Origin of the sequence: Nodosilinea sp. P-1105 (assembly GCF_012911975.1) — a bacterium.
GTDB lineage: Bacteria > Cyanobacteriota > Cyanobacteriia > Phormidesmidales > Phormidesmidaceae > Nodosilinea.
The window spans coordinates 18542-31529 of the sequence record NZ_SMDQ01000023.1; the positions used below are offsets into that span (position 1 = coordinate 18542).

Here is a 12988-nt window from a genome sequence, read left to right on the forward strand (position 1 = left end):
CACTAACTACCATGTTTGAACATTTCACCAACACGGCGATCGCGGTCATTATGAAGGCCCAAGAAGAAGCCCGGCGCTTACGTCACAACTTTGTAGGCACTGAGCAGCTGCTGCTGGGCTTGATTAAGGAAGAGTCCACCGTATCTGCCAAGGTGTTAGGGGAATTTGGCATCAATCTAAATGATGCTCGCGCCGAAGTAGAAGCCATCATTGGTCGGGGTAGCGGTAGTGTACCCCCCGAAATTCCGTTTACGCCGAAGGTGAAGCAAGTTTTTGAGCAGGCTTTTCAAGAGGCGCGGCGCATGGATGCTGCCTACATTGAGCCTGAGCACCTATTGCTGAGCCTGACCCAAAGCACCGAGAGTGTGGCCTATCGGGTGATGACCAACCTGGGGGTTGAGCCCGCCAAGGTTCGTACCCGAATTATTCAAGACATGGGCGAAGCGGCGGCGGTACCAGCTGGTGGCCGTGAAAGTCGCGAGGGGGGCCGCAAGACGGGCAAAATTTTGTCTGAGTTTGGCACTGACCTGACCGCCCTGGCTGCCACAGGCAAGATCGACCCAGTCATTGGTCGAGCTCAGGAAATTGAGCGGGTGGTGCAAATTTTGGGTCGCCGCACTAAGAATAACCCCATTTTGGTAGGGGAACCTGGGGTGGGTAAGACCGCGATCGCTGAAGGACTAGCCCAACGGATTGCTAACCAAGATGTCCCTGAAGCTTTAATCACCAAGCGGGTAATTAGTCTGGATATGGGGTCTTTGGTCTCGGGCACCCGGTTTCGGGGTGACTTCGAAGAACGCTTAACCCAGCTAGTACAAGAAGTGCGGGAAGATCCCGATGTAGTGTTGGTGATCGATGAAATTCACACCTTGATTGGGGCTGGCTCCTTAGAGGGGGGCATGGACGCCGCCAATATGTTGAAACCAGCCCTGGCCCGGGGAGAAATGCAGTGTATCGGGGCCACGACCCTGGATGAATTTCGTAAGTACATCGAGCGGGATGCTGCGCTAGAACGGCGCTTTCAGCCGGTAACCATCAATCCCCCCTCGGTGCAGGAAACCATCGAAATTTTGCAAGGGGTGCGCAGCCGCTACGAGCAATTCCACCAGGTCACCTTTACCGATGAAGCTTTAGAGGCCGCCGCTAAGCTGTCCGATCGCTACATCAGCGATCGCTACTTGCCCGACAAAGCAATCGATTTAATTGATGAATCCGGTTCCCAGGTAAAACTGCGGTTTATGCCCAAGTACCCCTCCAAGGAACTGAAGCAGCAACTGCGTCAGGTCAATAAAGACACCGATGAAGCGATTCAAATGCAGGACTTTGGCCGCGCCAAAACTCTGAAGGATGAGCGTCAGGCTCTCCTACAACAGCTACAAGCGGATATTCCTGAGTATGGGGAAGCGGCCGCAGGTACCCTGCCCCCTCAACCCGTGGTTGACGAAGAGAATATCGCTGATATCGTTGCCAGTTGGACCGGTATTCCCGTCAACCGGATGACGGAAACCGAAGCCGCTCGTCTGATGCACTTAGAAGATATTCTGCACGAGCGAGTGATTGGTCAGCACGAGGCTGTAATGGCCGCCTCAAAGGCTATCCGTCGAGCCAGATCGGGGATTTCCAGTGCCGATCGCCCCATCGCTAGCCTAGTATTTTCTGGCCCCACTGGGGTGGGTAAAACTGAGTTATCCAAGGCGTTAGCGATGGCTTTGTTTGGCTCAGAAGACGCGATGATTCGGTTGGACATGTCTGAATTCATGGAAGGCCATACCGTATCCAAGCTGATTGGTTCCCCGCCAGGGTTCGTGGGCTATGACGAAGGGGGCCAACTAACTGAGGCCGTGCGTCGCAAGCCCTATGCCGTCATTTTGATGGATGAGATTGAGAAGGCCCACCCCGAGGTGTTTAACCTGCTGCTGCAAGTGTTAGAAGATGGCCGATTAACCGATGCCAAAGGGCGTGTGGTCAGCTTTAAAAATGTGCTGATTATCATGACCTCGAACATTGGTTCCCAGGTGATTGAGAAAGGCGGCAACGGTCTAGGCTTTGATCTGGCCACCACTGACGCTGCCACCAGCCAGTACAACAACATCCGTAACCTGGTAAATGAAGAGATGAAGCAGTATTTCCGCCCAGAACTGCTGAATCGCCTGGATGAAATCATTGTTTTCCGTCAGCTGACCCAGGCTGAGGTAAATCAGGTGGCTGACCTGATGCTGGATCAGGTTAACCAGCGCCTGGTTGATCGCCAGATCCAAGTCACCCTATCGGATGCGTTTCGGGCCAAGCTTGCTACTGAGGGGTACGACCAACGCTATGGGGCTCGTCCCATGCGGCGGGCGATCGCCCGATTGGTCGAAGATTCCCTGGCTGAAGCCATCTTGGCCGGAGACCTGGAATCCGGCGATCGCGCCCTGTTGGATATCAATGAGGCTGGAGAGCCGATCGTCAAGCCCGAGCGTCAGCCTGCCATGGCTAGCATGGGTTAGGCCGCCCCGACGATGATGCTAGTGAACTGGCTCTACTGAAATCGGCTGAGATCTGAATATTGACGGTGGGTAACTGAGTTACCCACCGTTTTTTGATCGTGTCAACCCTTTGAAACCGCTGAGGTTAACGGTAGGATAGCCCTGAAACCCTCAGCCCCTCTCCCGTAATACCATGGTGAATCTTCCCCCTGAATTCCCCGACTCTTCTGACCCCAACCAGCCACGTCCAGCCACTGACAATGTTCCCAGGAGTGATCGCCGCATCCTCGACTTTGATGAGCTGCTGGCTTTGGTGCTGGCTTTGTTAGGCGTAGGGGCGATTTTTTGGTGGGGGCTAAGTCGAAATGACACCTTCGCGGCCCAGACTGGACTACTACGACGTCAAGTTGACGAGGCCGTTCCCCGCCTGTTTGGGACTACAGAGGAAACAACTCCTGAGCGATTTCAGCCCCGTAGCTTAGAACCAGGCCAACGGCGACCGACCGCAGCATCGCAAGACAACAATTCCCAAACCCAAACAGGGGGGCTACCGAGCCTCGGCCGTCGCTCTGATCAGCCTAGGCGAGCGGTATCGCGAGGGGTGGCTGAACCGGAGGCAACCCCAATCGCCCCAGCGACTGTACCAGCAGATCAGCCTGCCACTGACCCGGCGGCTAACTCTGCGGCGGCCCCTCCACCCCTGGATATTTCGGATGTGCCGGAAAGTCACTGGGCTTACCCCTTCATTGTGGCTATGTATGAGGCTGGCTATTTACCTGCCTTTGCCTCGGGGCAATTTGAACCAGACCGAGCCTTGAACCGTGGGGATCTAGCCCTGCTGATCGATCAGGCGTTTGGCGATCAACCGGATCCGGCTGCTGCTGAGTTCAGCGACGTATCGAGTGCCGACCAAGTGGCCCCCGCTGTCGACCAAGCCGTTGCCAAAGGGTTCATGAGTGGCTATCCAGAAGGAGATTTTCGCCCTAACCAACTTGTCCCCCGCTATGAAGTGTTAGTTAGTCTAGGGGCAGGGCTGGATCTGCCTAATGCCTCTAACCCAGACCAGACCCTACAAGCGTTTGTCGATGCTGAGGCCATGCCCGAGTGGGCCAGGAACCCGGTGGCCGCAGCGGCGGAGAATGCCCTGATTGTCAATTACCCCAACCGCGACCAACTAAGGCCCACCGCCACCGCCACCCGGGCTGAAATCGTGGCTATGATCCACCAAGCTCTGGTCAACCAAGGGGAGCTGCCGCCAGTGGCGTCGGACTATGCTGTGCCGGCCCTTTAGGGCGGGGATAGGAAATAGGTGTTAGGTGAGAGGTGTTAGGTGTCGAGTGAGAGGTGTCAGGTGTCGGGTTGGCGGTTCACGGTACAAGGTGTACGGCAGACCGTGAACCCGATTCCCGTGTAACCCACCCCTGCCTACTTCGACATACTCAGTACAGGCCTCGCAGGAGGGGATGCCGATACCCAATACCCGAAACCCAAACCCAATACCCTATTTCTTGATCCCACCGTCTGATAGACTGGGAAGTTGAGATTGGGAACGCGGAACCCATTAAATATAGGCAGTTTGGAGGATTTATCCCGTGGAAAGTACCCTCGGACTTGAGATTATTGAGGTGGTCGAACAGGCGGCGATCGCATCATCCCGATGGATGGGCAAGGGCGAAAAAAACATCGCTGACCAGGTAGCGGTGGAGGCCATGCGGGAGCGCATGAACAAAATTCATATGCGCGGTCGTATCGTCATCGGCGAGGGGGAACGGGACGATGCACCGATGCTCTACATCGGCGAAGAAGTCGGCATCTGCACCCAGACAAACGCTTCCGATGTCTGCAACCCTGACGAATTGCTAGAAATCGACATCGCCGTTGACCCCTGTGAAGGCACTAATTTGGTGGCCTACGGCCAAAATGGCTCCATGGCCGTGTTGGCCATCTCTGAAAAGGGGGGGCTATTTGCGGCCCCCGACTTTTACATGAAAAAGTTGGCAGCGCCTCCCCAGGCCAAGGGCAAGGTTGACATCAATAAGTCAGCCACCGAAAACCTGAAGATTCTGTCCGAGTGTTTAGATCGCTCCATCGACGAGCTGGTGGTGGTGGTGATGAAGCGCGATCGCCACAACGACCTGATCAAAGAAATTCGTGATGCAGGTGCCCGGGTTAAGCTGATCGGCGATGGGGACGTGGGGGCGGCCCTCTCCTGTGCCTTTTCTGGCACCAACACCCATGCCCTGATGGGGATTGGTGCGGCCCCCGAAGGGGTGATCAGCGCGGCCGCTATGCGGTGTCTGGGGGGGCACTTCCAGGGCCAGCTGATTTACGACCCGGCGGTGGTAAAAACTGGCTTGATTGGCGAAAGCAAAGAAGCCAACATCGCTCGGCTACAAGAAATGGGCATCACTGACATTGATAAGGTCTACGACACCGATGAACTGGCCTCTGGGGAGACCGTACTGTTTGCGGCTACCGGCATTACCTCCGGTGAATTGATGAATGGGGTCCGCTTCTTCCATGGTGGGGCTCGTACTCAATCTCTAGTAATCTCTAGCCAATCCCAAACCGCTCGTTTTGTGGACACCATCCACATGTTCGATCAGCCCAAGACCCTACAAATTCGCTAGGTTCTCCCGTGGGCTTGTTACCCTAGAGATGCGGTGCTACCGCATCTCTTTTTTTTGCCTATCGTTTGATGGACTTTTGTTGAGTTTCCTTGAGTCGGGTCCAATTTATCTCTAAGTTCAAACATATTGGCTTTTGTGTCCGGGGTAACGTTGATATCGTCTATGTCTTAGCGGTTTTACCGAATCAAGCACCCTACCCCCCGGTACGCCATAAATAGGTGAATCACTAAACGCGTGGAGGAAGAATGAATATCGCCGTAATTGGCCTGAGCCACAAAACCGCCCCAGTTCATATTCGCGAAAAACTTAGTATTCCGACGGCTCAGACAGGAGACGCGATCGCCCATCTCACCCATTGCCCCCACCTGGACGAAGTATCCATCCTCAGCACCTGTAACCGTCTCGAAATTCACATCGTTACCGAAGACACCGAGCAAGGGGTGCGGGAGGTGACTCAGTTCTTAGCTGATCACAGCGGCCTGCCCCTGCCAGAATTGCGTCAGCATCTGTTTATTCTGCTCCACCAAGATGCGGTCACTCACCTGATGCGGGTGGCAGCTGGGCTCGATAGTCTGGTGCTGGGGGAAGGCCAAATCCTCTCCCAGGTGAAACATGCCCACCAGCTGGCCCAGCAACACAAAAGCAGTGGCCGCATCCTCAACCGTTTACTTAAGCAGGCGATTACCGCTGGTAAACGGGTGCGTACCGAAACCAGCATTGGTACCGGGGCCGTATCCATTAGCTCGGCGGCCGTGGAGCTAGCTCGGCTAAAAGTGCCCCACCTGAGTCAGTGCCATGTCAGCATTCTGGGAGCCGGTAAAATGGCGCGCCTGCTGGTGCAGCATCTGCTGGCTAAAGACACCTGTACCATCACCATCCTCAACCGCACCGTCGATCGGGCTAACGAATTAGCCAAGCAATTCAGCGACAGCGACATTCGCACTGGCACCTTAGACACCATGATGGAGACCGTACAGTGCTCTGATGTGGTGTTTACCTGTACCTCCGCCACCGAACCGCTGCTGCACCGCGACAACCTGGCACCCGTTCTGGATGCCGGTCGCAACCTGATGGTGTTCGACATTTCAGTTCCCCTGAATGTCCACGCCAACGTCAATGAGCTAGAGCGGGTGTTTGCCTTTAATGTGGATGACCTGAAGGCGGTAGTGGCCCAAAACCAGGCCAGTCGTCGCCGCATGGCTATGGAAGCCCAGTTACTGCTGGATGAAGAGGTGGACAGCTTCATGGACTGGTGGCGTTCCTTGGATACCGTAGTCACCATCAGCAGCCTGCGCAACAAGGTTGAATCTATCCGCGAGCAGGAATTGGAAAAAGCCCTATCTCGCCTGGGCAGCGAGTTTGCCGACAAGCACCAGGAGGTGATTGAAGCTCTGACCCGGGGCATCGTCAACAAAATCCTCCACGACCCCATGGTGCAACTGCGGGCCCAGCGGGATATTGAAGCCCGCAAGCGGGCGATGCAAACCCTACATGTGCTGTTTGACCTGGAGACCGCTTCCAACGAGAAGTACAGCTAACCCCCCTATGCCCCGCTGGTTTAATACTGCTGGTCCCTGCAACCCGGCTATCCACTACATGTTGCCTGCCACCGAACGGTTGCCCAATGTAGAGCGACTGGTGGCCCAGCAGGGGTATTTTGTTATCCACGCTCCCCGCCAAACGGGCAAAACGACAGCCATGCTGGAGATGGGGAAACAATTGACCGCCAGCGGTCAATACACAGCGGTGATGCTGTCGGTAGAAGTGGGAGCCGCCTTTAGTCAGGATCCTGATCGGGCCGAAGGGGCTATTTTAGATGCCTGGCGGGGGGCAGCTAATGTGCGGCTGCCCCCAGACTTGCAGCCCCCCCTCTGGCCTGCAGCTGATCCCGGTCGGCGAATTGGATCGGCCCTAGCGGCTTGGAGCCAGGCATCCCCTCGCCCCTTAGTGATTTTTATCGATGAAATTGATGCCCTGCAAAATCAGGCCTTAATCTCTGTATTGCGACAGCTGCGGGATGGCTACCCGAATCGTCCCCAGGCCTTTCCCCAGTCCCTGGCCCTGATTGGCCTGCGGGATGTGCGAGATTATAAGGTGGCGTCTGGGGGCAGCGATCGCCTGAATACGGCCAGTCCTTTCAATATCAAGGTCAGATCCTTTACCTTGCAAAACTTCAGCCGGGAAGATGTGATCGCGCTCTACCAGCAACATACCCACGACACTGGCCAACGCTTTACCCCTGCCGCCCTAGAGCATGCCGTTTACTTGACCGATGGTCAGCCCTGGCTAGTGAATGCCCTGGCTAAAGAGGTGGTGGAAGAACTGGTGCCCGATCCTGAGTTTCCGATTACAGACGCTCACATTGATCGAGCCAAAGAAATTCTGATTCAGCGCCAGGATACCCACTTAGATAGTCTGGCAGAACGGTTACGAGAGCCTAGAGTCAAAGCGATCATCGAGCCGATGCTGGCTGGCCAGGCGTTGGCAGACACCCCCCTGGATGATCGTCGCTTTCTGCTGGATCTAGGTCTACTGAAGCATGATCCCATGGGGGGCCTGACGATGGCCAACCCCATCTATCGAGAAGTCATTCCCCGGGTACTCGCCAGTGGCTCCGAAGATTCCTTGCCACGCATTTCGCCGAGTTGGCTGATGCCAAACGGAGGGTTAGATACCAACCAGTTATTAACAGCTTTTTTAACCTTTTGGCGGCAACATGGAGAGCCTCTGCTTAAAAGCGCGCCTTACCACGAAATTGCCCCGCACCTGGTGCTGATGGCTTTTCTGCATCGGGTAGTCAATGGCGGCGGCACCCTAGAGCGAGAGTATGCCATTGGCACCGACCGGATGGATCTCTGTCTGCGCTATGGCGATGTGGTTTTGGCCATTGAGCTCAAGGTTTGGCGTCAAGGGCGGACTGACCCCCTGCCGACTGGGCTAGAGCAACTGGATCGCTATCTAAGTGGCCTGGGCCAGGATACCGGTTGGCTGGTCATTTTCGATCGCAGAGAAGGCCTGGGTCCGATCAGCGATCGCACCACTGTAGAGCCAGCCACCAGCCCAGCCGGGCGACAGATCACCGTGATCCGAGGCTAAGTGCCCTAGCGGTGTAAGATACCAAGCATCCAAACGCTGAGGATCTGCCACTAATGACGACACCCTTTCGTGTGGGGGTAGCGGGGCCAGTGGGATCGGGCAAGACCGCCCTGGTGGATTGCCTGTGCAAGGCGCTGCGCGATCGCTATTCCATTGCCGTTGTCACCAATGATATCTATACCCAGGAAGATGCCCAGTTTCTAGTACGCAGCCAGGCCCTCAATCCCGATCGCATCGTGGGAGTGGAAACTGGCGGCTGCCCACACACCGCCATTCGCGAAGATGCCTCCATGAACCTGGTGGCGATCGAAGACCTGGAAGCGCGGTTTCAACCCCTAGACTTTGTGTTCGTAGAAAGCGGCGGCGACAACCTGGCCTCTACCTTTAGCCCAGAACTGGTGGACTTAACCCTGTATGTGATTGACGTGGCCGCTGGGGACAAGATTCCCCGTAAGGGGGGGCCGGGGATTACCAAGTCAGACTTTTTGGTGATCAACAAAATTGACCTGGCACCCATGGTCGGTGCCAGCCTGGCGGTGATGGAGCGCGACGCGAAGAAAATGCGGGGCGATCGCCCCTTTGCCTTTACGAATCTTAAGACTCAGGAAGGTCTGCCCAAAGTGATTGAGTTTATTCAGTATCATGGCGTAACTAGCCCAGCCATACCCTAAACCCTACCCTAGGGGTTAGACACCCCCGAGCTGTTGTGCTAAAAAGTCTGATTTATTACGGGGAAGTTGAGGTTTTTCGTATCACAGACTACACTTGCCTCTATTCACTACCCCTAATATCCACTCTGAAGGTCTAAGCGCACTATTTGGGTAGCGAAAATCCTTTTTTAATTGAGTCAGGAGCGAGATTGAATGGTACCTCGATTTAACCGACGTAAGTTTTTGGTGTATGGGTCGGCCACCCTAGGCACCTCGATGCTGTTGAAAGCCTGTGGAACTCCCACCGATACAGCGACAGATACTGATGCCGACGGTGATGCCCCTGCTGCCGATGGTAATGGTGACACCATCAAAGTAGGTATTCTCCACTCGTTGAGTGGCACTATGGCTATCAGTGAGACCACGGTAGTTGACGCAGAACAACTGGCCATCAAAGAAATTAACGAGGCTGGGGGTGTCCTGGGTCGGCAAATCGAGGCGGTGGTTGAAGACGGCGCTTCTGATTGGCCCACCTTTGCTGAAAGGGCCGAAAAGCTGATCGACCAAGACCAGGTGGCCGTGGTATTTGGCTGCTGGACATCCGCTAGCCGCAAAGCGGTACTCCCTGTTTTTGAATCTAAAAACCACATGTTGTGGTATCCGGTGCAGTATGAAGGTCAAGAGTGCTCCCAGAATATCTTCTACACTGGGGCCGCCCCTAACCAGCAAATCGAGCCCGCTGTAGACTGGCTACTGGAAAATAAAGGTGATGAGTTCTTCCTGGTCGGGTCTGACTACGTCTTTCCCCGCACCGCCAATACCATCATCAAAGAGCAACTTGAGGCTCGGGGTGGCACCACCGTGGGTGAAGACTACCTGCCCCTGGGGAATACCGAAGTCACCCCAATCATCACCCGCATTCGTGCTGCCTTGCCCGACGGCGGCGTCATCTTTAACAGCCTCAACGGCGATAGCAACGTCGCTTTCTTTAAGCAGTTGCAAGGGGCTGGTATGGACCCTGATATGTATCCTGTGATGTCGGTGAGTCTGGCGGAAGAAGAAGTGCGCCAGATTGGTAGTGAGTTCTTGGTGGGACACCTGGCTTCTTGGAACTACTTCCAGACCGTGGATACCCCTGAAAACGAGCGCTGGGTGGCAGCCTTTAAGGAAGAATACGGTGACGATCGCGTTACCAATGACCCGATGGAAGCTGCTTACATCATGGTCTATCTCTGGAAGCAGGCGGTAGAAGCCGCTGGCACCTTTGATATTCCTGAGGTGCGAGCTGCGGCCTACGGGCAAACCCTGGATGCTCCCGAAGGTCCGGTGACCATGAATCCCAACCACCACCTATCTAAGACCGTGCGCATCGGCGAGGTGATGGAAGATGGCATGTTTGACATTCTCTGGGAAACTGACGGCCCCATTGAGCCTGAGCCCTGGAACCAGTTTGTGCCTGAAACCACTGGTTTTGCCTGTGACTGGTCTGACCCTGACAAAGGGGAGCGGTTTGAAATCTAGATCGCTCTTGGCTTTAGCCTAGCGTGATGGCGCTAGCTAATGGCGAGGGCGCAGTTATCTGAGTCCTCGCCATTACATTTTCAAGGCTAGGCCCCACAGCCCTGAGGGTGATCATTGGGTGGTCTTGGCTGGATGCACTGCGTTGGGTAGAACGTTTTCAGTCTGTTGTCTTTAAAGCGGTAAAAGCGGTGTTAGAAGGCTTGATTGGTGGCCTGTTCAACGGCGTCAGCATTGGTGCGGTGCTGTTGATTGTGGCCTTGGGGTTGGCTATTGTATTTGGACTAATGGGAGTAATCAACTTAGCCCACGGCGAGTTGATGATGTTTGGAGCGTACACCACTTATATCGTGCAAAATGCTGCCCAAGAAATTGGCGGCATTGCTCCTGATATTTTTATTTTTGTGGCCCTGCCCATGGCCTTCTTAGTGTCTGCGGCGTTGGGGCTATTGCTTGAGCGCAGTGTGATTCGCTATCTCTACGGTCGACCGCTGGAGACCCTGCTGGCCACCTGGGGGGTGAGCCTGATTTTGCGGCAGTTTGTCCGTAGCGTCAATTGGCCGATCGCGATTGGCTTAGTCATTTTTGCTGTACTGTTTGGCGTAGGACGTTGGTTGCTCAACCGCTACACCGACTGGGATCGAATCAGCCAGTGGGCTAATCCGATCTTTGTGGGGCTGTCAGCCGCGATCGCCCTGGTGGCGGGCATTCTGATTCAAAACGCTGGCAGCAACCAGTTTACCCGGGCTTGGTTCAGCACTCGCAACGTGGATGTGGCCACCCCAAACTGGCTGCGGGGCGGTGTCACCGTAGGCACGTCCCTGCAATTTCCCTACGCCCGTCTATTTATCATTGCTCTGACGATTCTATGTGTGGTTGCCGTGTATTGGTTTCTCAACGGCACGGCCTGGGGCCTGCGGATTCGATCCGTCACCCAGAATCGAGGTATGAGCGCCTGCCTGGGGATTCCCACCGATCGGGTCGACGCCTTGACCTTTGCCCTTGGGTCTGGCCTGGCTGGTATTGCCGGGGTCGCCGTCACCCTATTGGGGTCTGTGGGACCCAACTTGGGGGTGAACTACATCGTTGATGCCTTCATGGTGGTGGTGGTAGGCGGCGTGGGTAAGTTGGTGGGCAGCATTGTGGCGGCCTTGATTATCGGCATCGCCGTTTATCTGGTCGGCTCGGGTACCCTGGCTTTGCTGTTCCCGCCCACAGAAGCGTTCCAGCCCTTTATCGACTTCTTTAACTTCTTTGCCACCACCAGCATGGCCAAGGTGATGGTATTTGCCCTGATTATTTTGTTCTTGCAGGTGCGGCCCGCTGGGCTGTTTCCCCCCAAAGGTCGTTCGGTGGAGCTATAGCTAATGGCAACAGATGCAACTATTCAGCCCCGCCGCGTTGTCAAGGCCAGCCAAAAGCGTAAGCTGGTCATCGAAGCCCTTGTTGTCATTGCGATCGCCCTGATTTTGGCCTTCGTGGTGCCGATGTTTTTGTCTGGCTTTCGGCAGAACTTGCTAGGACGGTTTTTGGCTTTAGCCATTGTGGCCCTGGGGATTGATCTGATCTGGGGGTTTACCGGGCTACTCAGCCTGGGGCATGGTATCTTTTTTGCCCTCGGGGGCTATGCCTTTGCCATGTTTCTGCAGCTTAACTCGCTGCCAGACGGGCAAATCCCTAACTTCTTTAGCCTCTATGGGGTAAGCCAACTGCCCTGGTTTTGGGAACCGTTTTATTCGTTGCCGTTTACCTTGGTCGCTATTTTCATGATTCCGGCGATCGTGGCTGGGCTACTGGGCTACATGGTCTTTCGAAACCGGATTCGCGGCGTCTATTTTTCGATTTTGACCCAAGCGGCCTTAGTGGTGTTTTTTAACTTCTTTAATGGTCAGCAACAGTTGATCAATGGCACCAATGGCCTCAGTACCACTACCACTATCTTTATGGGGCAGCAGGTGGGTGGTGCTGACATGCGCAGCTTTTTCTACATCCTCACCGTCGTCTTTTTGGTGTTGATGTATGTCCTCTGTCGCTGGCTGACCAGTGGTCGGTTTGGGCGGCTGCTGGTAGCCATCCGTGATGATGAAAACCGAGTACGGTTTTCAGGTTACGACCCCACCGCCTTTAAGGTGCTGGTGTTTGCGGTCTCCGGGGCGATCGCCGGGATCGCTGGAGCGCTCTATACGGTGCAGTCAGGAATTATTTCGCCCCAGGCTATGGATATTGCCTTTTCCATTGAAATGGTGATTTGGGTGGCCGTAGGGGGACGGGGCACCCTCGTGGGAGCCATTTTGGGGGCTGTGCTGGTGAACATGGCCCGCAGCCTACTGGGCGAACGCTTTCCTGAGGTTTGGATGTTCTTTCAAGGGGCGCTGTTTTTAATTGTGGTGACCACGTTGCCGAATGGCATTATTGGCTGGGCTCGTCGCCAGTTCGGTTCCAAGGTCAGCCAAGCCCTTGGCATTGCCCCCACCAACTTGCCTTATCTGGATGACACCCCTGAACTTGAACCCCTGACCGACACCCCCGAATTCGTCGAAAAGTAGGGCATCGTAGGGTGTTTAACGCCAAAGGCGCGGCTAAAGACAACGCGCAGCAACGTGCCTCAGTCTAGGCTTCCACCCAG

9 protein-coding genes are annotated in these 12988 nt (G+C 55.2%); all 9 read left to right on the forward strand.

Annotated features, from left to right (window positions below; all coding sequences use genetic code 11):
- The first annotated feature begins 11 nt into the window (after nt 1-11).
- The 9 genes from E1H13_RS11940 (at nt 12) to urtC (ending at nt 12908) form a co-directional block, all read left to right on the forward strand.
- On the forward strand, nt 12-2489 hold the full coding sequence (locus E1H13_RS11940) for an ATP-dependent Clp protease ATP-binding subunit (RefSeq protein ID WP_169613645.1): 2478 nt from the start codon (nt 12-14) through the stop codon (nt 2487-2489).
- 172 nt (nt 2490-2661) lie between these two features.
- Nucleotides 2662-3759: an S-layer homology domain-containing protein gene (locus E1H13_RS11945; RefSeq protein WP_169613646.1), complete on the forward strand. Its 1098-nt coding sequence runs from the start codon at nt 2662-2664 to the stop codon at nt 3757-3759.
- Between the two features lie 301 nt (nt 3760-4060).
- A complete protein-coding gene (gene glpX, locus E1H13_RS11950; RefSeq protein WP_169613647.1) occupies nt 4061-5098 on the forward strand; it encodes a class II fructose-bisphosphatase in 1038 nt (345 codons plus the stop codon).
- 245 nt (nt 5099-5343) lie between these two features.
- Nucleotides 5344-6636, forward strand: coding sequence for a glutamyl-tRNA reductase (locus E1H13_RS11955; RefSeq protein WP_169613648.1), 1293 nt, complete (start codon nt 5344-5346; stop codon nt 6634-6636).
- A 7-nt stretch (nt 6637-6643) separates the two neighbouring features.
- Nucleotides 6644-8194: an ATP-binding protein gene (locus tag E1H13_RS11960; RefSeq protein ID WP_169613649.1), complete on the forward strand. Its 1551-nt coding sequence runs from the start codon at nt 6644-6646 to the stop codon at nt 8192-8194.
- A 53-nt stretch (nt 8195-8247) separates the two neighbouring features.
- Nucleotides 8248-8865, forward strand: coding sequence for an urease accessory protein UreG (gene ureG / locus E1H13_RS11965; RefSeq protein WP_169613650.1), 618 nt, complete (start codon nt 8248-8250; stop codon nt 8863-8865).
- A gap of 192 nt (nt 8866-9057) precedes the next feature.
- Nucleotides 9058-10365, forward strand: coding sequence for an urea ABC transporter substrate-binding protein (gene urtA / locus E1H13_RS11970; RefSeq protein ID WP_169613651.1), 1308 nt, complete (start codon nt 9058-9060; stop codon nt 10363-10365).
- 188 nt (nt 10366-10553) lie between these two features.
- Nucleotides 10554-11726 (forward strand): branched-chain amino acid ABC transporter permease, encoded by a 1173-nt coding sequence (locus E1H13_RS11975; protein WP_169613687.1) that lies wholly within the window; start codon nt 10554-10556, stop codon nt 11724-11726.
- 3 nt (nt 11727-11729) lie between these two features.
- Nucleotides 11730-12908, forward strand: a complete 1179-nt coding sequence (urtC, locus tag E1H13_RS11980) for an urea ABC transporter permease subunit UrtC (RefSeq protein ID WP_169613652.1) — start codon at nt 11730-11732, stop codon at nt 12906-12908.
- Nucleotides 12909-12988: the final 80 nt, after the last annotated feature.

Bases quoted from the DNA above. Each gene is read 5' to 3' on its own strand.
- E1H13_RS11955 (WP_169613648.1), top strand. From the start codon at position 5,344: ATGAATATCGCCGTAATTGGCCTGAGCCACAAAACCGCCCCAGTTCAT.
- E1H13_RS11960 (WP_169613649.1), top strand. From the start codon at position 6,644: ATGCCCCGCTGGTTTAATACTGCTGGTCCCTGCAACCCGGCTATCCAC.
- E1H13_RS11945 (WP_169613646.1), top strand. From the start codon at position 2,662: ATGGTGAATCTTCCCCCTGAATTCCCCGACTCTTCTGACCCCAACCAG.
- ureG (WP_169613650.1), top strand. From the start codon at position 8,248: ATGACGACACCCTTTCGTGTGGGGGTAGCGGGGCCAGTGGGATCGGGC.
- E1H13_RS11940 (WP_169613645.1), top strand. From the start codon at position 12: ATGTTTGAACATTTCACCAACACGGCGATCGCGGTCATTATGAAGGCC.
- urtA (WP_169613651.1), top strand. From the start codon at position 9,058: ATGGTACCTCGATTTAACCGACGTAAGTTTTTGGTGTATGGGTCGGCC.
- urtC (WP_169613652.1), top strand. From the start codon at position 11,730: ATGGCAACAGATGCAACTATTCAGCCCCGCCGCGTTGTCAAGGCCAGC.